Annotated in this window: 24 protein-coding genes and 1 pseudogene; 16 read left to right on the top strand and 9 right to left on the bottom strand. The window is 60.5% G+C overall.

The window, feature by feature from the left end:
- The first annotated feature begins 17 nt into the window (after positions 1-17).
- From ACP7D9_RS27550 to codA, 7 genes are all read left to right on the top strand, one after another.
- Positions 18-455, top strand: a complete 438-nt coding sequence (locus tag ACP7D9_RS27550; RefSeq protein ID WP_426160193.1) for a hypothetical protein — start codon at positions 18-20, stop codon at positions 453-455.
- A 49-nt stretch (positions 456-504) separates the two neighbouring features.
- The gene (locus ACP7D9_RS27555; protein WP_083352035.1) at positions 505-699 is read left to right on the top strand and encodes a hypothetical protein; all 195 of its coding nucleotides are present in this window, start codon (positions 505-507) and stop codon (positions 697-699) included.
- A gap of 50 nt (positions 700-749) precedes the next feature.
- Positions 750-1,340, top strand: coding sequence for a hypothetical protein (locus ACP7D9_RS27560; protein WP_426160194.1), 591 nt, complete (start codon positions 750-752; stop codon positions 1,338-1,340).
- Positions 1,341-1,410: 70 nt separating this feature from the next.
- Complete coding sequence (locus ACP7D9_RS27565) at positions 1,411-1,623, top strand: helix-turn-helix transcriptional regulator (RefSeq protein ID WP_024013576.1); 213 nt, start codon at positions 1,411-1,413, stop codon at positions 1,621-1,623.
- A gap of 63 nt (positions 1,624-1,686) precedes the next feature.
- Positions 1,687-2,043, top strand: a complete 357-nt coding sequence (queD, locus tag ACP7D9_RS27570; RefSeq protein ID WP_007915588.1) for a 6-carboxytetrahydropterin synthase QueD — start codon at positions 1,687-1,689, stop codon at positions 2,041-2,043.
- A 252-nt stretch (positions 2,044-2,295) separates the two neighbouring features.
- Positions 2,296-3,567, top strand: a complete 1,272-nt coding sequence (gene codB, locus ACP7D9_RS27575) for a cytosine permease (protein WP_426160195.1) — start codon at positions 2,296-2,298, stop codon at positions 3,565-3,567.
- A 13-nt stretch (positions 3,568-3,580) separates the two neighbouring features.
- A complete protein-coding gene (gene codA, locus ACP7D9_RS27580) occupies positions 3,581-4,816 on the top strand; it encodes a cytosine deaminase (protein ID WP_313006068.1) in 1,236 nt (411 codons plus the stop codon).
- A gap of 129 nt (positions 4,817-4,945) precedes the next feature.
- Here the strand turns inward: codA and ACP7D9_RS27585 are convergent, their stop codons facing one another.
- On the bottom strand, positions 4,946-5,926 hold the full coding sequence (locus ACP7D9_RS27585) for a diaminopimelate epimerase (RefSeq protein WP_426160196.1): 981 nt from the start codon (positions 5,924-5,926) through the stop codon (positions 4,946-4,948).
- A 246-nt stretch (positions 5,927-6,172) separates the two neighbouring features.
- On the opposite strand from ACP7D9_RS27585, the gene ACP7D9_RS27590 reads away from it, so the two are divergent.
- On the top strand, positions 6,173-7,324 hold the full coding sequence (locus ACP7D9_RS27590) for an MFS transporter (RefSeq protein ID WP_076563610.1): 1,152 nt from the start codon (positions 6,173-6,175) through the stop codon (positions 7,322-7,324).
- 90 nt (positions 7,325-7,414) lie between these two features.
- On the opposite strand, the gene ACP7D9_RS27595 is transcribed toward ACP7D9_RS27590, so the two are convergent.
- From ACP7D9_RS27595 to ACP7D9_RS27610, 4 genes are all read right to left on the bottom strand, one after another.
- Positions 7,415-9,841 carry a TonB-dependent siderophore receptor gene (locus ACP7D9_RS27595; protein WP_426160197.1) on the bottom strand — a complete coding sequence of 809 codons (2,427 nt, stop codon included), beginning with the start codon at positions 9,839-9,841 and terminating at the stop codon, positions 7,415-7,417.
- Between the two features lie 98 nt (positions 9,842-9,939).
- Positions 9,940-10,923 (bottom strand): FecR family protein, encoded by a 984-nt coding sequence (locus ACP7D9_RS27600; RefSeq protein WP_426160198.1) that lies wholly within the window; start codon positions 10,921-10,923, stop codon positions 9,940-9,942.
- A gap of 40 nt (positions 10,924-10,963) precedes the next feature.
- Complete coding sequence (locus ACP7D9_RS27605) at positions 10,964-11,455, bottom strand: sigma-70 family RNA polymerase sigma factor (protein WP_426160199.1); 492 nt, start codon at positions 11,453-11,455, stop codon at positions 10,964-10,966.
- Positions 11,456-11,698: 243 nt separating this feature from the next.
- A complete protein-coding gene (locus ACP7D9_RS27610; RefSeq protein WP_426160200.1) occupies positions 11,699-12,139 on the bottom strand; it encodes a carboxymuconolactone decarboxylase family protein in 441 nt (146 codons plus the stop codon).
- A gap of 191 nt (positions 12,140-12,330) precedes the next feature.
- On the opposite strand from ACP7D9_RS27610, the gene ACP7D9_RS27615 reads away from it, so the two are divergent.
- Positions 12,331-12,654: a hypothetical protein gene (locus ACP7D9_RS27615; RefSeq protein WP_313006051.1), complete on the top strand. Its 324-nt coding sequence runs from the start codon at positions 12,331-12,333 to the stop codon at positions 12,652-12,654.
- Positions 12,655-12,807: 153 nt separating this feature from the next.
- Here the strand turns inward: ACP7D9_RS27615 and ACP7D9_RS27620 are convergent, their stop codons facing one another.
- The 3 genes and pseudogenes from ACP7D9_RS27620 to ACP7D9_RS27630 form a co-directional block, all read right to left on the bottom strand.
- The gene (locus ACP7D9_RS27620; protein WP_426160201.1) at positions 12,808-14,376 is read right to left on the bottom strand and encodes a sensor domain-containing diguanylate cyclase; all 1,569 of its coding nucleotides are present in this window, start codon (positions 14,374-14,376) and stop codon (positions 12,808-12,810) included.
- Between the two features lie 200 nt (positions 14,377-14,576).
- Positions 14,577-14,939: pseudogene (locus ACP7D9_RS27625) on the bottom strand (class II aldolase/adducin family protein); the annotation flags it as partial.
- A gap of 87 nt (positions 14,940-15,026) precedes the next feature.
- A complete protein-coding gene (locus ACP7D9_RS27630; RefSeq protein WP_426160202.1) occupies positions 15,027-15,695 on the bottom strand; it encodes a ribonuclease T2 family protein in 669 nt (222 codons plus the stop codon).
- A 164-nt stretch (positions 15,696-15,859) separates the two neighbouring features.
- On the opposite strand from ACP7D9_RS27630, the gene ACP7D9_RS27635 reads away from it, so the two are divergent.
- The 6 genes from ACP7D9_RS27635 to ACP7D9_RS27660 all read left to right on the top strand — a co-directional run bounded on the left by ACP7D9_RS27635 (position 15,860) and on the right by ACP7D9_RS27660 (position 21,150).
- Entirely contained in the window at positions 15,860-16,342 is a 483-nt protein-coding gene (locus tag ACP7D9_RS27635; RefSeq protein WP_313006042.1) for a hypothetical protein, read from the top strand.
- A gap of 102 nt (positions 16,343-16,444) precedes the next feature.
- Positions 16,445-18,142 carry a copper resistance system multicopper oxidase gene (locus tag ACP7D9_RS27640; RefSeq protein WP_426160203.1) on the top strand — a complete coding sequence of 566 codons (1,698 nt, stop codon included), beginning with the start codon at positions 16,445-16,447 and terminating at the stop codon, positions 18,140-18,142.
- Between the two features lie 11 nt (positions 18,143-18,153).
- Positions 18,154-19,023 carry a copper resistance protein B gene (locus ACP7D9_RS27645; protein WP_426160223.1) on the top strand — a complete coding sequence of 290 codons (870 nt, stop codon included), beginning with the start codon at positions 18,154-18,156 and terminating at the stop codon, positions 19,021-19,023.
- A gap of 32 nt (positions 19,024-19,055) precedes the next feature.
- Positions 19,056-19,430 (top strand): copper homeostasis periplasmic binding protein CopC, encoded by a 375-nt coding sequence (copC, locus tag ACP7D9_RS27650; protein WP_056791417.1) that lies wholly within the window; start codon positions 19,056-19,058, stop codon positions 19,428-19,430.
- Positions 19,431-19,433: 3 nt separating this feature from the next.
- Positions 19,434-20,303 (top strand): copper homeostasis membrane protein CopD, encoded by an 870-nt coding sequence (copD, locus tag ACP7D9_RS27655; RefSeq protein WP_426160204.1) that lies wholly within the window; start codon positions 19,434-19,436, stop codon positions 20,301-20,303.
- A 58-nt stretch (positions 20,304-20,361) separates the two neighbouring features.
- Complete coding sequence (locus ACP7D9_RS27660; RefSeq protein WP_426160205.1) at positions 20,362-21,150, top strand: transporter substrate-binding domain-containing protein; 789 nt, start codon at positions 20,362-20,364, stop codon at positions 21,148-21,150.
- Between the two features lie 93 nt (positions 21,151-21,243).
- Here the strand turns inward: ACP7D9_RS27660 and ACP7D9_RS27665 are convergent, their stop codons facing one another.
- The gene (locus tag ACP7D9_RS27665) at positions 21,244-21,606 is read right to left on the bottom strand and encodes a DUF6124 family protein (protein WP_426160206.1); all 363 of its coding nucleotides are present in this window, start codon (positions 21,604-21,606) and stop codon (positions 21,244-21,246) included.
- Positions 21,607-22,133: 527 nt separating this feature from the next.
- On the opposite strand from ACP7D9_RS27665, the gene dusA reads away from it, so the two are divergent.
- Positions 22,134-23,120: a tRNA dihydrouridine(20/20a) synthase DusA gene (gene dusA, locus ACP7D9_RS27670; protein ID WP_426160207.1), complete on the top strand. Its 987-nt coding sequence runs from the start codon at positions 22,134-22,136 to the stop codon at positions 23,118-23,120.
- Positions 23,121-23,125 lie beyond the last annotated feature (5 nt).

Below are 23,125 nucleotides of genomic sequence, written 5' to 3' on the forward strand. Positions count from 1 at the left end.
ATAAAGGCGGCGATCGGATGAGCGACCATTCAAAACTGAAACAACTGGCCGAGGCTGTCGAGAAGGCTTTCGCGCAACTGTGCGAGTCCGGCGGGGACGATCTGGCTGAAGCCTGGCACAAGGCGGAGGAAGAATATTCAGCCGCCACCGAGCCGGCAGCAATTTTGACTCTAATCGCCGACCTGGAGCGCAACCAGCGCATGCTTCTTGCGGCCTGCATCGGAATGGGCGCAATTGGCGAAGCGCTCGGCGCCGATATGGACAGCGACGGCGATGAGCTGCTGTCGATGGTCGTGGACATGAAGGCAGCGCTAGAAAAAGAGAAAGCGCTCTCTAAGGGTTGGTTCGAAAACTGGCAAGGAACGATCGTCGAGCGCGACCAGCTCAAGGCTGAGCGCGACAACCTGCGCGAAGACCGCGACGGCCTACTCGAAGCAGGAGCGCACCTTCTATGATCGCCCTCGCCTGGTTCGCCTACGTGTACTGCTACAAGGGGCCGCGGTGATGAGAGTTGTTCCACACACCGGCTGGCTTCGGCGCCGGCTTGAAGCCGCAATCATCGTCTTGGCTGCTTGGCTCATCGACGGCCGCAACGTGCAGCGATCGGGCGTCGTATCCCGCCGCGATAACAACGACATGCGGTACATGGCGGAAAAGCTCGAAGACATCGCCGATCGCATCAAACGCCAGTACCCGTAACCCCTCCCCAACTCAACAGCCTGCCGGTGTACGGCAGGCGAGGAATTCGTATGCCTACCGGATACACAGACGAAATCAAAAAAGGCATCAGCTTTTATACCTTTGCCATGAACTGCGCTCGAGCATTTGGCGCAACCATCACCCTTCGAGATGAATCGGGCGGTGGCGACAAAATCCCACAGCGATTCGAACCAGACAGCTATCACTCCAAGGCACTGAATTCAGATCGGGAGAAACTCGCGGCACTTGAGTCGATGACCCTGGCCGAATGCGAATTGAAGGCTGCAGCGGAGCAAACCGCGTCGGAAGTGCAGCGCCTTGAGTGGATCAAAGAGCGCAACGACTTGCGCCAGAGCTACGAAGAAATGCTGAGGTGCGCACAATCTTGGGTTCCGCCGACCGAAGAGCATATAGGCCTGAAGGAATTCATGATTCAGCAGATCACGGACTCCATCAAATGGGACTGCGACATCAGCTATTACGCCACGCCAACACCTGTGCTGACTGGCCTTGAATGGCTGGAAGCGGCGAAGGAAAAGACCATCACAAGTATGGCCTACCACAAGAAAGGATATTCAGAGGAGGTTGCTCGGACTGAGCAGCGTAATGCCTGGATCAGCGCCCTACGCGCCAGTCTGTAGCCCATCACCACCTTCTGCCGCCACGCGCGGCATGAATTCCAACCAAGCCGAAATCGGCGAGGAGTTTCAAATGGCAGCGACAGAAAACATCGATCGTTTCCTGCGCCTCGACGAGGTGCTTCACACAACCGGTCTGGGCCGTAACACGGTTTATCGCCGGATCAGGGAGGGCACCTTCCCGAAACAGGTTAGAATAGGCCCCAACTCGGTCGCCTGGCGTCAGTCTGCTATCTCGCAGTGGATGCTCGATTTGAACCCCAGCAACGACCAATCAGTACATTGATCAGTACACCAGAAACTGACAATTCAACAGATCCCGCTAAATTCAAGCCCTACAGGTCATACCGTGGAAATCTTCAAAGAGTTTACTTTCGAATCCGCCCACCGCCTGCCGCACGTCCCGGACGGCCACAAGTGCGGGCGCCTGCACGGCCACTCGTTCAAGGTCGCGTTGCACCTGAGCGGCGACCTCGATCCGCACACTGGCTGGATTCGCGATTTCTCCGAGATCAAAGCGATTTTCAAGCCTCTGTACGAGCGTCTCGACCACAATTACCTGAACGACATTCCTGGCCTGGAAAACCCGACCAGCGAAGTGCTGGCCAAATTCATCTGGAACGAGATGAAGCCATTGCTGCCGGAACTCAGCGCGATACGCATTCATGAGACCTGCACCAGCGGTTGTATTTATCGCGGGGAATGACCGATCCGCAGACCGATACAAAACCTTGTGGGAGCGGGCTTGCTCGCGAAGGCATGCTGTCAATCAGCACATTTGTTGACTGACACACCGCCTTCGCGAGCAAGCCCGCTCCCACATTGGGCTTGGATGAAGTCAGGTGCACCATTTAGCGCCGAATATCGCCGCCATCTCCATACATACCGCGCATTGCCATTGATTGGCACGACCGCTGCAACCCTCCCGCGTCTTCTCCCTTCCAGCAAGGACCGCCTCATGACGCAGAACGCCTCCGGCAACGATTACCCGCTCAGTGAAGTCCCGATGCACGCGCGCAAAGGCCTGGCTTCGACGGCGATGGTGTTACTCGGCTTCACCTTTTTCACCGCGACCATGTTTGCCGGCGGCAAGCTGGGGGTCGCGTTCGGCTTTGCCGAGATGATGGCGGTGATCATCGTCGGCAACCTGTTGCTCGGTCTGTACGCGGCAGGCCTGGGTTACATCGCCTTCAAAAGCGGCCTCAACTCGGTGCTGATGGGCCGTTTCTGTTTTGGCGAAGTGGGCAGCAAGCTCAGCGACCTGATCCTCGGTTTCACCCAGATTGGCTGGTACGCCTGGGGCACGGCGACGGCGGCAGTGGTGATCGGCAAGTATTTCAGCCTCGATGAGGCCACGGTGCTCGGCCTGATGGTGCTGTTCGGGCTGGGCTTTTGCGCTACGGCGTACATCGGTTATCGCGGACTGGAAATTCTCTCGTACGTTGCGGTGCCAGCGATGATGTTGCTGCTGATGCTGTCGATGTGGGCAGCGACCGTGAAAGTCGGCGGCTTCGAAGGCCTGCTCAGCGTAGTGCCGAGCGGCTCGCTGGACTGGTCGACGGCGATCACGCTGGTATTCGGCACCTTTGTCAGCGGTGCGACCCAGGCCACCAACTGGACGCGATTTTCGCGCTCGGCAAAAGTGGCAGTGCTGGCCAGCCTGATCGGTTTTTTCATCGGCAACGGCCTGATGGTGCTGATCGGCGCGTACGGCGCGATCGTCTATCAGCAACCGGATGTGGTCGAAGTGCTGCTGTTGCAGGGCTTCGCCATGGCCGCGATGGCCATGCTGCTGCTGAACATCTGGAGTACGCAGGACAACACCATCTACAACTTCGCCGTCGCCGGTTGCAACCTGCTGCGCACCGGCCGGCGCAGAACCGTGACCCTGGGTGGCGCGGTGATCGGCACGGTGCTCGCCTTGCTCGGCATGTACGACATGCTGGTGCCCTATCTGATTTTGCTCGGCACGGTGATCCCGCCGATTGGCGGGGTGATCATGGCGGACTTTTTCTACCGCTGGCGCGGCCGCTATCCGCGTCTGGCCGACGCGCGGTTGCCGGCGTTCAACTGGCCGGGGCTCGGGGCTTACGGGGTGGGCACCATTGCTGCGTTCAGTTCGCCGTGGGTCGCGCCGCTGGTAGGGATTGCCGCTGCCGCGCTAACGTATGTCATCGTCACCGGTCTGCTCGGCGCCCGTCGCGTCAGCGCACCACTACAAGATCTATAAAAGGATTCGCCTGATGCACATCATCAACGCCCGCCTGCGCAACCAGGAAGGCCTGCACGAATTGCACCTGGAAAACGGTCTGATCCACAGCATCGCCCGCCAGACCGAAGCGCCGACGCTCGGCCCGGACGACCTCGACGCCGGCGGCAATCTGGTGGTGCCGCCCTTCGTCGAGCCGCACATTCACCTCGACGCCACCCTCACCGCCGGCGAGCCGCGCTGGAACATGAGCGGCACACTGTTCGAAGGCATCGAGTGCTGGGGCGAACGCAAGGTCACCATCACCGAAGAAGACACCAAGACCCGCGCCAAGAAGACCATTCAGGCGCTGGCCGCCCACGGCATCCAGCACGTGCGCACCCATGTCGACGTCACCGACCCGCAACTCACCGCACTCAAGGCCATGCTTGAAGTGCGCGAGGAAAGCCGCCACCTGATCGACCTGCAAATCGTCGCGTTCCCGCAGGAAGGCATCGAGTCGTTCCGCAACGGCCGCGAGCTGATGGAAGAAGCAATCCGCATGGGCGCCGATGTGGTCGGCGGGATTCCGCATTTCGAGTACACGCGCGATCAGGGCGTCAGCTCGGTGAAGTTCCTGATGGACCTGGCCGAGCGCACCGGGTGCCTGGTCGACGTGCATTGCGACGAGACCGACGACCCACACTCGCGCTTCCTCGAAGTGCTCGCCGAAGAAGCGCGAAGCCGCGACATGGGCGCCCGCGTCACCGCCAGCCACACCACGGCGATGGGCTCTTACGACAACGCCTACTGCGCCAAACTGTTCCGCCTGCTCGGCCATTCCGGGATCAGTTTCGTCTCATGCCCGACCGAAAGCATTCACCTGCAAGGGCGCTTCGACAATTTCCCGAAACGCCGCGGCGTGACCCGCGTCAACGAACTGCTCGAAGCCGGAATGAACGTCTGTTTCGGTCAGGACTCGATCGTCGACCCGTGGTATCCGCTGGGCAACGGCAACATCCTGCGCGTGCTCGAAGCCGGCCTGCACATCTGCCACATGCTCGGCTATCGCAACCTGCAAAGTGCCCTGGACCTGGTCACCGACAACAGCGCCAAGGCCATGCACCTGGGCGAGCGTTATGGCCTTGAACAGGGCCGCCCGGCGAACCTGCTGATTCTTTCGGCGGACAGCGATTACGAAGTGATCCGCAGCCAGGGCCTGCCGCTGTACTCGATTCGTGGTGGCAAGGTGTTGATGAAACGGCAGATGCCGGTGGTGGAGTTCAGCTGAGATTTCGCGCGGGGCTGATGGCCTTATCGCTGGCAAGCCAGGCTCCGACAGGTTTTGTGTTGAACACATGATTGCGCCCGAATGCAAAACCCGTGGGAGTCTGGCTTGGCAGCGATGGCGTCGGCCGATTCAATCCATCAACCGCGCCGTGCCGAACAATTTCACTCGCGGCAACTCCCCTTCCGAAACCTCAAGCAAAACCGGCGCAATGCCGCCGGGCATCACCACTTGCACTTCACCCGACTCAACCCACCCCACCCGCCACGCCGCACAGGCCACCGCACTGGCGCTGGTGCCGGAAGAGGCGGTTGGCCCCTCGCCGCGCTCGAATACCCGGGCGAGGATTTTCTGCGGTGATGCCAGCGCGGCCCATTGCAGATTGATGCCCGCCGGGCAGGGATTTCCGGCGCCGGTGGGCATGGCATAGGCGATCACTGTAAGCCGTTGGTTCAGGGTGGATTCACGCATCTGTTCGTTGCTCGGCAAAGCGGCCGCATCGCTGAGCAGCGTTACACAGTGCGGATTGCCGATACGGACGAATTGGCTGTGTGCCCAGTCAGGATTGAGTTGTGCCAGGGGCTGGACATGGCTGACGTCGCGATTGTTGAACTGAACGTTTTCAACCGTCTGCGCACCCACAACCTCCGGGCCGAATCCGGGCTGGCCGAGGTCGAGCCAGAAACCGCGTACGCCTTCGACCGTGGCCGGTTTCACTGAGGTTTCCAGCGCCTGGCCCTTGTCATGATGAACGCGCAACACTGCCCCCTGCTCCGGCATCAAGCCTTGCTCGGTCAATGCCTGAGAGAAAATTGTCAGGCCATTACCGCTGCGTTCGGCGAGGCTGCCGTCGGTGTTGACGATCAGCACATCGGACGGCGCCGCTGCCTGGAACGGGCCAATCAGCAGGCCGTCGCTGCGGTGGGCTTTGCTGTTGGCCGGGCGCAGGCCTTCGGGCCAATGGCAGCACAGGGCGATAGCGGCTTCGCTCCATTGCCGCCGAGATGCGGCGCACTCTGCGGCGCTGGCCGGCAGAGCAATCCCGGCCTTGCGCAAAGCTTGGGGCGATACCACAGCGTAGATATTGCCGCGTGCGTCGTAGAACCTCGTCATTGCCGACCATTTCCCTTCGTATGGATGAACGCCACTCTAATGATTAATACACACCCTGTGGGAGCGGGCTGGCTCGCGAAAGCGGTGAGCCAGTCAAATATTCTTAACCTGACATACCGCCTTCGCGAGCCAGCCCGCTCCCACAGGGTAGGATGTTCACCGTTACGCCCCGAAAGGCCTGAGATCGAACCTCAACGCCAGCAGAATGTCACTCGGGATGCAGTTGTTTTTTTGCCAAGGATCGATATGACCAGTCTCAACCCCCAAGACACGTTCGTCCCCGGACGTCTGCAGCAGATGTCCACGCGCATCGCTTTTTTCATCGCCGGCCTGGGCATTGCCGCGTGGGCGCCGCTGGTGCCGTATGCCAAGGCGCGGGCCGGGCTGGATGAGGGCACGCTCGGGTTATTGCTGTTGTGCCTGGGTGTCGGCTCGATTCTGGCGATGCCTCTGGCGGGGATCCTCGCCACGCGCTTCGGTTGCCGACGCGTGGCTACCGGCGGCACGCTGCTGATCTGCGCGGCACTGCCGTTGCTGGCGACGGTGTCGTCGATTCCGGCGCTGATCGCCACGCTGTTCATGTTCGGCGCAGGCCTGGGCACGGTGGATTCGACGGTGAACCTGCAAGCGGTGATCGTCGAGCGCGCCAGCGGCAAGCACATGATGTCGGGGTTCCACGGCTTGTTCAGCCTGGGCGGCATCGTCGGCGCGGCAGGCGTCAGCGCCCTGCTCGGCCTCGGCCTGACTCCACTGGCGGCGATGCTGGTGGTCGTGGTGTTGCTGATCGGCGCCTTGCTCAAGTGCGTGCCGCACATGTTGCCCTATGGCAGCGAAAGCTCGGGCCCGGCCTTTGCCATACCTCACGGCATCGTGCTGTTTATCGGCGGCATGTGCTTTATCGTTTTCCTCACCGAAGGCGCGGCGCTGGACTGGAGCGCGGTATTCCTGGCCCAGGAACGGGGCATCGACACGGCTTACGCGGGAATGGGCTACGCAGCGTTTGCCCTGACGATGACGGTGGGACGTCTGCTGGGCGACCGCATCGTGCGCAAGCTTGGGGCCACGCGGATCATTTTGTTTGGTGGTCTGTTGGCGGCGGCGGGATTGTTTCTCGCCACCTTCGCGCCGAGCTGGCAAGCGGCGCTGGTCGGGTACGCGCTGGTCGGTGCCGGTTGTTCCAACATCGTGCCGGTGCTGTACACCGCGGTGGGCAAGCAGACGGTGATGCCGGAAAGCATCGCGGTGCCGGCGATTACCACGCTCGGTTATGCCGGGATTCTCGCCGGGCCGGCGGTGATCGGTTTCGTTGCGCATGCCAGTAGCCTGAGTTTTGCCTTTGGGCTGATGGCGGTGTTGCTGGTGGCTGTGGCGATTGGCGGCAAAGTCCTCAAGGTCTAAAGCAAAAGATCGCAGCCTTCGGCAGCTTCTACATGGGTTTGCGTTCCCCTGTAGGAGCTGCCGAAGGCTGCGATCTTTTGATCTTGTGTTTTAAAAACCGACGCTGGCCTGCACGAAGAACGTGCGTGGCGCACCGACATACATCCCTGAGTTGTTGTCGCTGGAGCGGGTGAAGTACTGCTTGTCGAAGATATTTTTCACCCCGGCGCCGAGCTTGAGATTCGACACCTGCGCGCCGAAGTCATAGCCTCCGCGCACGTTCCAGGTCACGTAACCCGGAATGTCGCCGTACTGCCCGTCTGCCGTGCCTTCGGTAATGTAGTTGCCATTGAAGCTGCCATCCGCATTCACCCCCGTGCCCGGTGAACGCTGTTTCGATTGAGCGAAGCCGTCGATGTTGTAAGTCCAGCGATTGATGGCGTAACGCAAACCGACCGTGGCCACCTGCCGCGAATAGAACGGCAGATCGCGGCCCTTGAAGCCGGGGATCTCGCCTTCATAGGTCGCGCGGGTATAAGTGAAGCCAGCGTTGGCCGTCAGGCCATCGAGGCGCGGGTCGAGGGCCGCCATGTCGTAGTGCATCGAAGCTTCGATGCCCTGGTGTTTGGTCGCGCCAAGGTTGGTCCAGCCGACGTCGTTGCTGATGTATTGCAGTTCGTCATCGAAGTCGATGTAGAACAGCGTCACCTCACCGCCCCACACATCATCGTTGTAGCGCGTGCCGATCTCGTAGGTCTTGGCCTTTTCCGGCTCCAGACCGTTGGCCGTGCTGTCACCCGAACCGCCCTGGCCAAGCTGGAAATATTGCAGGCTGCCAAACGAGGTTTCGTAGTTGGCGAACAGTTTCCAGGCATCGGACAGGTGATACATCACGCTCAGCGCCGGCAGTGGTTCGTTGCTTTCGATACTGCGATTTTTTTCCGGCACCGGCCGGCCAGCCGTGTCGAGCACGGCGCGGTCATGCCAGTCGGTGCTGATGTGTTCGAAGCGAATGCCCGGGGTGATCGTCCAGTTGCCGACGTCGATCTTGTTGTCGACATACACCGAGTTGGCTTCAGTGCCGCCGGTGCGATCCTGGAACACATGACCGTCGGAGGTGGGCGTGGTCACCGGCCGATTATTGACCAGCGCCAGACGGCTCGACTCCTCGTGCATGGCCTCTTTCAGATAGCGATAACCGACGCTGACTTCCTGCGTGGTCGGACCGACATCGAAAACCCGCGACACGCGCGGCTCGATGCCGAGGGTGTAGTAGGAACGCGGGTAGGAGCTGAGGGTGCGCTGATCGCGCGCGGCGATGGTGCTGCCGCGAAAGCTGTCGGTGTAGTAGGTGAGGATTTCCGCCTGAGTGCGCTCATCGATCTGGCGGATCCACTTGAACGATACGTCCTTGCGCCGGCCACTGAACTGATCGTAGTCACGCACCGAATCGTACGGCTTGTCATCGTACTGGCGCTGAGTCAGGCCACCGGGCATATCGGCACTGGCGTCGTAATAGTGCAAATTGAGACTGAAATCGTCCTGATCGGTCGGCGCCCAGTGCGTCTTGAGCAGCACGTCGTCGATGTCATTGCCGTTGTTGCGCTCGCGATAGCCGTGACCATTGACGCCGGAATACAGCAGCGCGACGCCCATGCCGTTATCGGCGGTACCGCCGAGGAACGCCGTGTCGATGTGTTTCCAGCCGCCGTACTGAGTCGTTTCCAGGGTGGTACCGATTTCGCCGGTGGTTTTCTCCGGGATCGCGCGGGTCACGAAGTTGATCACGCCACCCACGTTCTGCGGCCCGTAACGCACGGAACCGGCGCCACGCACGACGTCGATGCTGTCAAGGTTGCCCGAGGAAATCGGCGCCATCGACAACTGCGGCTGGCCATAGGGGGCAAACGCGGCAGGTATGCCATCGATCAGCACGGTCGAGCGAGGCGATAAACGAGAAGTCAGACCGCGTACACCAACGTTAAGGGAAATATCACTGCCGCCGGTGCCGTTAGAGTCCTGCACCTGCACGCCGGGCACGCGTTTGAGCACGTCGCTGACGTTCATCGCGCCCTGCTCGACCATGGCTTCGCGGCGGATCACGGTTCGCGCGCCCGGGTGGTTTTGCACCACCGCTGCGTCGGCGTCACCGAGCCAGTCGCCGACCACTTTGATGTCGGTCACGCCGAGCTCCAGCGGGCCATTGCCGGTTGCGGAGGTAGCTGCTGGTGCGAGCGTCACCGAGCCTTCGTTGATCTGATAGTCGAGGCCGCTGCCTTGCAACAGCTGACGCAAGGCCTGCTCCGGTGAGAGGTCGCCGTCGACCGCAGGCGCCTGTTTGCCGGCCACCAGCTCGGGGTTGAAGAACACCTGCAGCGAGGTTTGCTGGCCCAGTTCGCTCAGCGCCTGGCCCAGCGGTTGCGCGCGGATATGAATGGCTTCGGCGGCAAACGCCAACGGCATCGCTGCATTGACTGCGAGCGCCAGCGCCAGGGGCAACCAAGGGGATTTTTTATTGTGATGGGTGGTGATGTTCACGTCGTACGGAGTCCTGTGGATCGCAAGAGTGTGCGGCTGTTAATGCAAACCAGTTGCAGTTGAACAGGAAGACGATGAACTCGGAAAAAACCTGAATGCTATCTGGAAATTATTTCCTGACTGCCGTCGGCGAGGGTGCGCACGGCCACCGGCAAAATGGTCGGCAGAGCCTTGAGCAACGCGTCGGTGTCGTCGGTTTTGAACACGCTGGTCAGGCGCAGGCTGGCCACGTCCGGTTGGGACACGACCAGCGGCTTGTCGCGATAGCGCGATACTTCGGCCGCCACTTCGCTGAGGCTGGCGTTGTTGAACACCAGTTTGCCGTTACGCCACGCGCTGAGCTGCGCCGGGTCGACCGCGTAGGCCGGCAGGACGTTGCCTTGGGCATCAACCGCAGTGCCGAGGCCGGCGGCCAGGTTGACGAACTTGTCGTGCGGGGCATCACTCCCCTGCACTTTCACCGTACCCTGCTCCACCGCCACGCGGGTTTGATTGGCATCGCGGCGTACATCGAAACGCGTACCGGTGACCGTGACCTTGCCGCTGCCGGCCTCGACAATAAAAGGCCGCGAGGCGTCATGTGCAACGCTGAACATCGCCTCGCCCGCGCTCAACTCGATTACCCGTTGATGCTGCTCATAACGCACCTCCAAGCGGCTGCGACTGTTCAGATCGATCACCGAACCGTCCGGCAACGCCACGTGTTTGCGCTCGCCAAGCGTTGTGGCGAATTCGGCGCGGTAACCGCCCGAATGATTCAGTCCACTGAACAGGCCAAGTCCCAGCGCAACGGCGAGGACGCTCGCGGCCACGCCATAACGCAATAACGGACGGCGTTCGCGACGAGTCGGCGCAGGTTCAACCAGTGCTTCGAGGCGCGAGGTCGGCAGCAGATCAGCCGCCATCCACAGGCCCTGCAGCAGCTGAAACTCTTCGTGGTGCTGCGGATGCCCGTTCAGCCAGGCGTCGAAGCGCTGCTGTTCTTCGACGCTGACATTCGGCTCCTGCAAACGCACGAACCAACCCGCCGCCTCATCACGCACCGCCGTTTGCCCACAGGCGCAATCACCAGTCTCCATCATGGAATGTCCTGTCCGGCTGAGAATGAAAAGGTGCGAGCGCTCATGATTGCAAGCCATCCAGCCGCTCACGCAGATGCCGCAGGGTGCGGATCATATACTTTTCAACCATGTTCCTGGACAGCCCCAGGCGTTCGGCAATTTCCGCCTGCGTCAGCCCTTCGATCTTTTGCCAGACGAAAATCCTGCGGCAGTTGAGCGGCAGTTCGCTGAGCGCGCGTTCGATGGAATCGGCCAGTTGAATCGCGTGCATGTAATGCTCCGGGTCGCCTGCGGACGACGCACTGTCATCACCTGCTTCCGACTCCATGGCACCGCGCCGGTCCTCACGCCGATAACCATCGACCGCAATATTGCGCGCGGTCTGGTGCAAATACGCACGCGGCTGCTGCACCTTCGTCGAATCGGCCTCGAGCACTCGCACAAAGGTGTCGTGCGCCAGATCCTCGGCCTGCGCGCGATTGCGCAAACGACGAGTCCAGGTGCCGATCAACTCTTCGTAATGCTCGAAAAAGCCGGATCTGCGGGAGCGCATGGGAATGAACGGCGTGGTGAGGAAAAGGGCGTGAATAGTAATGCTTCGTATTAATACAAAGCAATGCACGCTGTGATGGTGCCCTTGATGCGCAAGGTTGCAACCACCGGCCGCGAGTTCGCAAGCACACTGAAGATCTCCCTGCAGGAGCTGCCGAAGGCTGCGATCTTTTGACTTTGTTTTTAACAGACAAGATCAAAAGATCGCAGCCTTCGGCAGCTCCTACAGGGACTTGTGGGCAGCTTAAGCCTGCGGCAGTTTGCGAAAACCCACTGCCAGGCGATTCCAGCCGTTGATGGTGTTGATCGCCACGCTCAGGTCAACCAGTTCCTTCGGTGAAAACTGCGCGGCGACCACGTCGTAGTCTTCGTCCGGGGCGTGGGTCAGGCTCAGTTGCGTCAGTGATTCGGTCCACAGCAGCGCGGCGCGCTCACGCTCGCTGAAAAACGGCGCTTCCCGCCATGCCGTCACGGCGAACAGGCGGCGTGGGGTTTCGCCGTCCTTGATCGCGTCGGCGGTGTGCATGTCGATGCAGAAGGCGCATCCGTTGATCTGCGAGGCGCGCAGCTTGACCAGTTCGATGAGGCTTTTTTCCAGCGGCAGTTTCGAGACGGCATTTTCCAGCGCCATCATCGCTTTCAGGGCATCGGGGGAAGCGGTGTAGAAATCGGCACGAGGTTGCATGGTGGGACTCCGGGGTAGCGTTTGAATGTGTGGCTACGTTAGTCCCCGTGGATGGTTCGGCAAATAGCCAATAGTGCCGAAGAACAGTAGGCCACTTGGCGCAGCAGCTAGACCGCTCGTCACTCGACCGGCACCAAGACTTGGGCGCGCGAGACCAATATCAGGTAATCCCCTTTATCAGGAGACGTACCATGATGACGCGCACATTCACTTCGCTGTTGTTGGCCGGCCTGCTCGCCACGGCATCCGCCGCCAGCTTCGCCGCCAATGACAGCACCGATGCCACCGGCACCAAATCCGGCGCTACCAGCGGCTCGACCATGCCACCGGATAACACCCCGGGCGCGCCGTCGGGCGGCAACAGTTCGGGAACCTCGGGCGGCAGCACGGGTAGCGGAGCTGGCGGTGGCACGGGTACCAATGGCGGCGCCAGCGGTTCGGGTTCCGGCGCGGGCGGCGGCACCGGTTCGGCCGGCGGCGGCACAGGGGGTGCGGGCGGTGGCACGGGCGGCTGAACGAACAAGAGCCATCCCAGATAAAGAAACGCTGATTAACTGTGGGAGCGAGCTGGCTCTCGAAGGCGTTGTGTCAGTCGACTGATTGAGTGACTGGTGCGCCGCTTTCGCGAGTAAGCTCGCTCCCACATTTGCTCAGTAGTGTGATTAAGATCAGCGATCCGAACGCATCAATTCGGCAAAGTCTTCCTGCACTGCAAAGACCGCCGCGCGATTGCGTCCGGCATTTTTAGCCTGATACAACGCCGCATCGGCGCGCTGGATAAATACCTGCGGGCTGTCGTGGCCATGCGGAATAAATGAATAACAGCCCAGGCTCACGGTGAGATAACCGGTCGGCGAGCCATTGTGAATGATGTGTTTGTCGATCACGCTGCGGCGAATTTGCCCGGCGATTGCCAGTGCACCGTTGATGTCGGTGTCCGGTAACAGCACGGCGAATTCTTCACCACCGTAACGCACCGCCAGATCCGACTTGCGCTGGCAGCAGGCCTTCACCGCTTGCGCCACCTGCGCCAGGCATTGGTCGCCGGCGACATGGCCATAAGCATCGTTGTAGCGCTTGAAGAAATCGATATCGAGCATGATCAGGCTGACCGGACTGACCTGGCGCGCGCCACGGGCAAATTCAATATCCAGCGAGCGCTCGAACAAGCGGCGATTGGCCAACCCGGTGAGGCTGTCGTGGGTGGCGATCTGCTCCAGCGCCAGTTGCGCCTTGCGCAGGTTCTTCTCGATGCGCTCGCCGTCGCGCACCTGATGAATGAATACCCAACCGAACAGGCCAATGCCGAGAATCACCAGCGCGACAATCACGCTGGACTGGAATGCGCGCTCGTGCCAGCCCTGCAGGATCGTCTCTTGCGAAGTGGCGGCGGACACCACCAGCGGATACGAGGCGAGCTGGCGATAGCCATACAGGCGGGTCACGCCATCGACCACGGAATTGAGCATCGCCGTGCCCGCATTCGCGTTGGGCAACAGGGTTTGATAGATCTCGCCGTGGGTTACAGAGGTATTGATCAGCGACTCGTCGAAGGGCCGTCGCGCCAGCAAGGTGCCGTCGGTCAGCGCCATGAACATGATGCCGCTGTCATCGAGGCTGAAGCTTTTGAAGAACTGATCGAAGTACGACATGCGGATGCCGGCCATCAACACGCCCTGAAAGTTGCCGAGCTGGTCGTTGACGCGTCTGGAAATCGGAATGATCCACTCGCCGTTTTCGCGGCTGCGAATCGCCGGGCCGATGTGCGCAACCGTCGAGGCATTCTGCTGGTGGAACCTGAAATATTCGCGATCGGCCACGCCGTTGCCACGGGGCAGATCGGCGAACGAAGTAATGACCCACTGCCCTTCGCGGTCAAAGAGAAAAATGCCGTGCAACTGATCCAGCTGCTGCGCGCGGCGTACGAAGATCCTTTTTAACCGGGGTCGCTGCGTCGCCCCATAACCATCGTCCTGAATCCAGTCAACGAGGCTGGTCATCACCAGATCCGCTGCACGCACAGTGTCTTCAGCCTGCTGGGCCATGGCTCGGGTCAGGTTGCCCGAAGCCATCTTCGCCACCGCGATGTCCTGACGCCGCGACTGCTCCAGTTGCAGGTAGAGAAGACCGCACAGGCACAGGCTCACCGCAACGATGAACAGCACCGCCGCTTTGCGAAGCGGCAGGCGCTTGAGCGTGCCGGGAGCTTGATGCGGATCGTGAACGGGAATTGGCAAAAGCATGTCCTGGGCAGGTACGACAGGGGCGCGAGCCCGATACCCTTGTGTTCGTGAGCGTAGCCCACCGGGATGCACGGAGCAAACGCCCGCCTCCCGCCCAGTTATCGGCGCCTCGCGAGTTTGGATGATCGCTGATCGTCGATTTATTTTCGATTGCTGCTTTACGGTTAATCAGTTGTGCAGGGCCAGACGCCGCATCGCTGGGTGGCCATGGCCAGCAGTTGCACCTGTGCGGCGCGCTCCAGGTAATACGGATCGTCCCAGGCTTCGGCAATGGTCGGCGCGGCGACGATCACGCCGTGGTTCTTCAAAAAAAGGATATCGGCCTCGCCCATGACGCTGGCGATGCGGTCGTCTTCGGATACGTCCAGCGCGAAGCCGTTGTCATCCTCGTCCACCGCCGTGCGCCCGCAGAACTTCAGCGCGGTCTGCCCCAGCCACGGCAGCGGCGGGCCTTGCCACAGACACAATGCAGTGACGTGCGGCCTGTGCGTGTGAAATGCGACTGTTACCCGTGGCCACTGTTTATGCAGTCGCGCATGGGTGTAGAGGCGCGCAGCACGAACGAATTTTGCCAAGAGCTACAAATCTTCAGGCACAAAAAGGCGCTCATGTGAGCGCCTCTTTTCATAGGCCGCTACTGATGCTTACCGTACCGGCGGCACCCGAATATCCCCGGCCCGACACTGAGTGTTAACCCCTTTGCCACACGCGCCGAACTGCAAATCCTTGTCCATGCACACCCGCACTTCCGACAACTGCGGGCCGCTGCAGACCACTGCAATGCCGTCAGCCGGAATTCGCGGATTGGCCTTGCGAAACAGATCGACGATTTCCTGCGCTTCGAAGTAATACGACGTCGAGCCGAACGCTTGTAACGCCTGCGGAATCTTCACAGCGCCAAGGGCCTGATCTGACTTGTCGAGATAGCCCATTGCGCCGAGACCGCTGCAGGTGCCGTGCTTGGACCATTCGTGATTGAGGAGTTTTTTCGTCGGGTACATCGTCAGGCCTTTGCTGGTTTCCGCCGCCGAAAGCGTGGTGAGCGGCGGGCAGGATTGCGGCCAGCCGCCCTTGGCATATTGCGGCCACAAGCCGTGCAGGACAAAACCATAACCCTTGCCGGTGCACTGCGCGTCGTTCTTGTGCGTCAGACAAAAAGTCGGCGACCAGGACAGCGCCAGCAGGTAGTAATCGAACACCCCCGCCACCGATTCCGCCTGGGCTTTGCTCGATGACGACTGACGCGCCGAACTCATGCCGATGCTACCGGCCGTCAGCGCGATCAGTGCCAGAATTGTAAACAGCTTTTTCATTGACCCGTTCCTTGGGACGCCTGCGTCCGTGATTTTCATTGTTGGCCAGGCTTGGCCATTGCTGATTTCGACACGCTTGTATTGCAAGCGCATGACGCAAGGCAAAGCCCTGCGTCGTTCAAAGGTCTACGCTGAACAGGCAGACATCCAACAAGGGAACCGACATGAGTAAAGCAGACGAACTCGCCGCCAGACTCAAGCAGACCCGGCACACCCAGGCTGACGACATCAGCTGCGCTGCACTTGAGATCGATTGCTGGCCCGCTCAGGTGTACGACTTGTACCACCGCATCGAGGGCTGGCTGCAGCCAGTGACGGAAGTAGGACTGAAGATTCGGCGAAATCCTACGCACGTTTGCGAAAGTTCGCCGGACGGCGAAATCCACGACTACGCCATCGACCAATTGGTGATCGAGGCCAATCATCACAGCCTGACGTTCGATCCGATTGCGCGGTTTACCGAGGATGGTTGCGGACGTGTGGAGATCAAGGTCCCGGGCCGCGATCAGTCGTTGCTGCGCACGGTTGACGAGCATGGCGAAAGCCACTGGTGGTTGCAGACTATCGAGACAGGTCAGGAGCTGGATGCGATTGCATTGACGGAAAACAACCTGCTGCAGGTGGTACAGCAAGGACTGGGTCTGTGAGGCGCCCGGGTTAACTGACAAAACTGTAATGTTTGCCTCAGGCAACTGAAAGCTGGGGCTGGCTAGTCTCTCTGTCATGAGCCAGACGGGGATTTCCAGCGCATGCCTTCCATTCTCACACGACGCACTTTTGTCAAAGGCCTGGCCGCCGGTAGCTTGCTCGGTGGCCTCGGGCTCTGGCGGACACCGGTCTGGGCGCTGAACGGCGCCGCGCCCGTCAACGAACTGAGCGGTAACGAATTCGAGTTGTTCATCGGCGAAACTCCGGTCAATTTCACGGGTTCTGCACGAACGGCGATGACCATCAACGGCAGCCTGCCCGGCCCGCTGTTGCGCTGGCGCGAAGGCGATACCGTAACGCTGCGGGTGCGTAACCGGCTCACGGCCGACACCTCGATTCACTGGCACGGCATTCTGCTGCCGGCGAACATGGACGGCGTGCCGGGTCTGAGTTTCCACGGCATTGAACCGGGCGGCGTGTACGTTTACCAATTCAAGGTTCGGCAGCACGGCACCTACTGGTATCACAGCCATTCCGGGTTACAGGAGCAGGCCGGCGTCTACGGGCCGCTGGTCATTGAGGCCAAAGAGCCTGAGCCGTTCCAGTACGATCGAGATTACGTGGTGATGCTCAGCGACTGGACCGACGAAGACCCGGCCAGCCTGATGAAGACCCTGAAAAAGCAGTCCGACTACTACAACTTTCACAAACGCACCGTTGGCGACTTTATCAACGACGTCAGTGAAAAAGGCTGGGGCGCCACGGTTGCCGATCGGAAGATGTGGGCGCAAATGAACATGAATCCCACCGACATTGCCGACGTCAGTGGCGCCACGTACACCTTTTTGATCAACGGTCAGGCCCCCGATGACAACTTTACCTGGCTGTTCCGTCCCGGCGAAAAACTGCGCCTGCGCCTGATCAACGGCTCGGCCATGACCTACTTCGATGTGCGCATTCCGGGACTGAAGATGACGGTGGTGGCTGCCGATGGCCTGCACGTGCAACCGGTGAGCGTCGATGAACTGCGCATCGCAGTGGCCGAGACCTATGACGTGATCGTCGAACCTGAAACCGAGGCCTATACCCTCTTCGCCCAGGCGATGGATCGCACCGGCTACGCCCGTGGCACTCTCGCCACACGCGCCGGCATGTCGGCAGCAGTGCCGACGCTGGATCCGCGTCCGTTGGTGAGCATGGACGACATGGGCATGGGCGGCATGGATCACGGCAGCATGGATATGAGCGCCATGGATCACTCCGCCATGGGCCCGATGCAAGCCCATCCCGACAGTGAAAACAATAATCCGCTGGTGGACATGCAGGCCATGATCACCGCGCCAAAGCTCAATGACCCAGGCCTCGGTCTGCGCAACAATGGCCGCCGTGTGCTGACCTACGCCGACCTGCGCAGCACCTTCGAGGACCCGGACGGCCGCGATCCGAGCCGCACGATAGAGCTGCACCTGACCGGCCACATGGAGAAATTCGCCTGGTCGTTCAACGGCATCAAATTCTCCGATGCCGAGCCTTTACGGCTGAAATACGGCGAGCGCATCCGCTTGGTGCTGGTCAACGACACCATGATGACCCACCCGATTCACCTTCACGGGATGTGGAGCGATCTGGAAGACGAAAACGGCAACTTTCAGGTGCGCAAACACACCATCGACATGCCGCCCGGCAGCCGCCGCAGCTATCGCGTCACCGCCGACGCCCTCGGCCGCTGGGCCTATCACTGTCATCTGCTTTATCACATGGAAACGGGCATGTTCCGCGAAGTGCGGGTGGAAGAATGAACAGGTCCATCATGACTCGACTCGGCGTGTTATCGCTGCTGCTTGCTGGCACCTCGGCCATGGCCGCCGACGACATGCACGGCATGGACCACAGCCAGATGCCCGGGATGGATCATTCTGCAATGCAAAGCATGGACGACGGCATGATGCAGCCCGCCGCGCCCAGCGAAAGCCGCACGCCGATTCCGCCCGTGACCGACGCCGATCGCGCTGCGGTGTTTACCAGCCCCGGCGGTCATCAGGTGCATGACAGCGTCATCAACAGTTACTTTCTTGCCGACAAACTCGAATGGCAGAACGCCGATGACGGCAGCGCTTTGGCCTGGGATCTGTCCGGCTGGATCGGCGGGGATACCGATCGGCTGTGGCTGCGCTCTGAAGGCGAGCGCAACAACGGCAAGACTGAAGACGCGGAAATTCAAGCGCTATGGGGCCACGCCATTTCGCCGTGGTGGGACGTGGTCAGCGGCGTGCGTCAGGACTTCAAACCCGGCGCACCGCAAACCTGGGCCGCGTTCGGCGTGCAAGGCATGGCGCTGTACAACTTCGAGGCCGAAGCCACGGCTTTCCTTGGCGAGGGCGGCCAGAGTGCGGTACGCCTGGAGAGCGACTACGACATCCTGCTGACCAATCGACTGATCCTGCAGCCGACCGCTGAACTGAATATCTACGGCAAAAACGATCCGCAGCGGGGCATCGGCTCAGGGTTGTCCAATACCGAGGCGGGCCTGCGGTTGCGCTATGAAATCCGCCGCGAATTCGCGCCTTATATCGGCGTGACGTGGAATCGCACTTACGGCAACACCGCCGACTATGCCCGCGAAGAAGACGAGGACCGCAGTGAGGCGCGCCTCGTCCTCGGGGTCAGGCTGTGGTTCTGAATTCTTCTACAAAAACAAACCGGAGACCTTGCATGCGCACATTGACCCTGCCCCTGATATTCGCCAGCGGATTGCTCCTGAGCACCCTCGCCCAGGCCCATCCGAAACTGCTCTCGTCGACGCCGGCCGAAGGCGCGGAAGGCGCCGCGCCGGGCAGGATCGAGCTGCACTTTTCCGAGAACCTGGTCACGCAATTCTCCGGGGCCAAACTGGTAATGACCGAAATGGGTGGCATGGCTCACTCGCCGATGCCGATGAAAGCCAAAGTCAGCGCCAGCAGTGATCCGAAAACCATGCTGATCACCCCGCTCGCCCCGCTGCCTGCCGGCACCTATCAGGTGCAGTGGCGCGCGGTGTCCGCCGACACGCACCCGATCACCGGTAACGTCACGTTCAAAGTGAAGTGAACAATGGCGGACCTGCTCAACATCATCCTGCGGTTCGCCTTGTATGTGGATTTGCTGCTGTTGTTCGGGCTGGCGTTGTTTGGCTTGTACAGCTTCAACGCGCTGCTGCGGTTCCGTCCGCTGTTGCGTGGCATGGCGGTGACAGGGGCATCGCTGTCAGTGGCCGGGCTGGTGCTGATGACCCGCGCCATGAGTGGCGAAACACAGCTCGCGGCATTGTGGCCGCACCTGCAGATGATGCTGCTGGAAACGGACGTCGGCCTGGCGTGGGCGCTGCGGATGACAGCGCTGGCCATCGTGGTGATCCGGCCGAGTCTGTGGCCAGCGTCCTGGGCAGGCGCCATTGCCCTCGCTTCGCTGGCGTGGAGCGGGCACGGAGCGATGGACGAAGGATGGCTGCGGTTCTGGCACTTTCTCAGCGACATCTTGCACCTGCTTGCGGCGGGAGCGTGGTTGGGTGCCTTGCTGGCGCTGGTGTTGATGGCGAGCGGACGGATCGGTGACACACGCCTTCGCCTGCTCGCCGATGCCGTGCAACGCTTCGAATGGGTGGGCGCGTTGATCGTGCTGACGGTGTCGGTCACCGGCGTGATGAATTATCTTTTCATCGTCGGCCCAAGGCTCGACGGAGTGCTGTTCGGCACCTACGGGCTGCTGCTGGCGATCAAGGTGCTGGCGTTTGCCGTGATGCTGGTGCTGGCTGCGTTGAACCGCTTTCATCTTGGACCGTCACTGCGACAATCGCTGCGCGACGGCCAGCACCTCATCGCCGCGAACGCGCTGCGGCGCAGTATGGTGATGGAGCTGGCCCTTGCCCTGCTGATCGTGGCGCTGGTGGCGTGGCTCGGCACGCTGAGTCCGGACCCGGGATGACACCCGTGGAAGGCTTTCACTACACTGGGCCACCTTCCCTTTCAGAAGCCCGATCTCAATGACAACACTAAAAAGCACGATGATCCTCGGCGGCCTGCTGACCCTGGCGACTGGCGCTCACGCCGAGCCCGCCACGTCCCATCTCGACAGCATCCAGCAACAAGGCCAGTTGCGTGTCTGCACCACCGGCGATTACAAGCCCTACACCTTCAAGCGCAGCGACGGCGACTTCGAAGGCATCGACATCAGCATGGCCCGCTCCCTGGCCGACAGCCTCGGCGTCAAGGTGCAATGGGTGCAGACCACCTGGAAAACCCTGATGCCCGACATGCAGGCCGGCAAATGCGACATCGGCATGGGCGGTATCTCGGTCACGCTCGAACGGCAGAAAAAAGCCTATTTCAGCAACACTCTCGACACCGACGGCAAAATCCCGCTGGTGCGTTGCGCCGATCAAGCGAAATACCAGACCATCGAACAGATCAACCAGCCCAATGTGCGCCTGGTGGAACCTGCCGGCGGCACCAACGAAGCCTTCGTCCACGCCTTCCTGCCCAAGGCGCAACTGGCCCTGCACGACAACGTGACGATCTTCCAGCAACTGCTCGACAACAAAGCCGACGTGATGATCACCGACGCCTCGGAAGCGCTGTATCAGCAGAAACTCAAACCGGGGTTGTGCGCAGTGAATCCGCATCAATACATGCAGTACGGTGAGAAGGCTTACTTGCTGCCGCGCGATGACATCAGCTGGAAACTGTATGTCGATCAGTGGCTGCATTTGAGCAAGGTCACTGGCAAGTATCAGCAGACGTTGAGCGAATGGATTGCGGTGCCGGGGCAGTAACGGTCAATCGTCGTGCAGCGGTGACAGCGACTGTTCAGCTAACCATATAGCCTCGCGGTGACGGATAAGCGCTCCGTCACCGCCAGGTTCGCTTCAAGCCTTCACTTCAACTTTGTCCAACGCCTGATTCACCGCGATCTCACCCAGCATCACTACCTGGGCGATGCCCAATAAAGTCTTGCGCTGCGAGTTTTCCAGTAACGCTGCGAAGTCATTGAGCATAACGCTGGCCGAACCCAGCGATTCGCTGGCATTGGCCAACAGGGATTCGCTGTCGTACGCCGGATTGGCGAGGAACATGCGTTCGGGCTGGTTGGTGGAGGCTTTGATGTGACTGGCGGGGGGCAGGTAATAATCCAGCGCACGCTCGGCGGCGTCGTGGAGTTTTTTTGAGTCTGGGGATTTGTAAGGTGATGCGGGATTGGTGTCCGGCGGGTTGGGCGTGGGTTTGAACATGGTGTAACTCCTGACGGTGAACGAAAAGGAGCCATCACTCTCGCTACCAAACGAAGGGTGGAGGCCATACGCAGGTTGGTAGACCGGTCGTCAGGAACCCCGGCGCATCCGAGGACGCCCCGCGCATGACCACCATAAAACGAAGACGAGAAAACGCCCTCGCAAGACAGCAGTCTTGTGCTTCTGACGGAGACGGGCTACCAAACCCGATCACTGAGATCAGTGACCCAGGGACGATAGAGCCCGCAGGCTAGACGCACAAGCCGGCGGATTCTGTCTTAGGTGTAGGGGGAGGCGCAAGACAACGTAGGCTTCGGATGACTTTCACCGGTCAGATTTAAACAAGCGCCTGCGCAACCGTTTAAACGGATACTGAAGGACAGACAACAGGCAGAAATACACTTCCTCCCATCAGGCCGAGCGCCTCAGAGCCCTGTTCAAACCACAAACAGCGCCTCGCAAGCCTTTGCCTGTTCGCAGACCTGATAAACTCCTGAACCTTCGCCTTCTTGATCCAGATTCCTCACATGTCCCTACAGCCCACCCCACTCTCCCGCCGTTTTTCCGTCGCCCCGATGATGGATTGGACGGACCGCCACTGCCGGTACTTCCTGCGCCTGTTGTCCAAGCACGCCCTGCTCTACACCGAAATGGTCACCACTGGCGCACTGCTCAACGGCGATCACGAACGTTTCCTGCGTCACAACGAAGCCGAGCACCCTCTCGCCCTACAACTAGGCGGTAGCGTTCCACTGGATCTCGCCGCCTGCGCGCGCATGGCCGAGGAGCACGGCTACGACGAAGTGAATTTGAACGTAGGCTGCCCAAGCGATCGTGTGCAGAACAACATGATCGGGGCGTGCCTGATGGGGCACCCGCAGTTGGTCGCCGATTGTGTGAAGGCGATGCGTGATGCGGTGTCGATTCCTGTGACGGTGAAGCATCGGATCGGGATCAACGGGCGTGACAGTTATGCCGAGCTGTGTGATTTCGTCGGTACGGTGCGGGATGCCGGGTGCACGAGTTTTACCGTGCATGCGCGGATTGCGATTCTCGAGGGATTGTCGCCGAAGGAAAATCGCGACATTCCGCCGTTGCGCTATGACGTGGCGGCGCAGCTGAAGGTGGATTTTCCGGAGTTGGAGATTGTGCTCAATGGCGGGATCAAGACGATGGAAGCCTGCCATGAGCATTTGCAGACGTTCGACGGTGTGATGTTGGGGCGTGAGGCTTATCACAATCCGTATTTGCTGGCGGAGGTGGATCAGCAGTTGTTTGGCAGTTCGGCGCCGGTGATCAGTCGGGCTGAGGCGTTGGCGCAGTTGCGTCCTTATATAGCCGAGCATTTGCTGGCGGGTGGTGCGATGCATCACATCACGCGGCATGTGCTGGGTTTGGGCACGGGATTTCCCGGGGCGCGCAAATTTCGGCAGCTGTTGTCGGTGGATATTCACAAGGCCAATGATCCGCTGGCGTTGCTGGATCAGGCGGCTGAGTTGCTTGAAGGTCGTTGATTGAT

Source organism: Pseudomonas sp. TSRC2-2 (assembly GCF_049897785.1).
In the GTDB taxonomy this organism is placed as follows: Bacteria; Pseudomonadota; Gammaproteobacteria; order Pseudomonadales; family Pseudomonadaceae; genus Aquipseudomonas.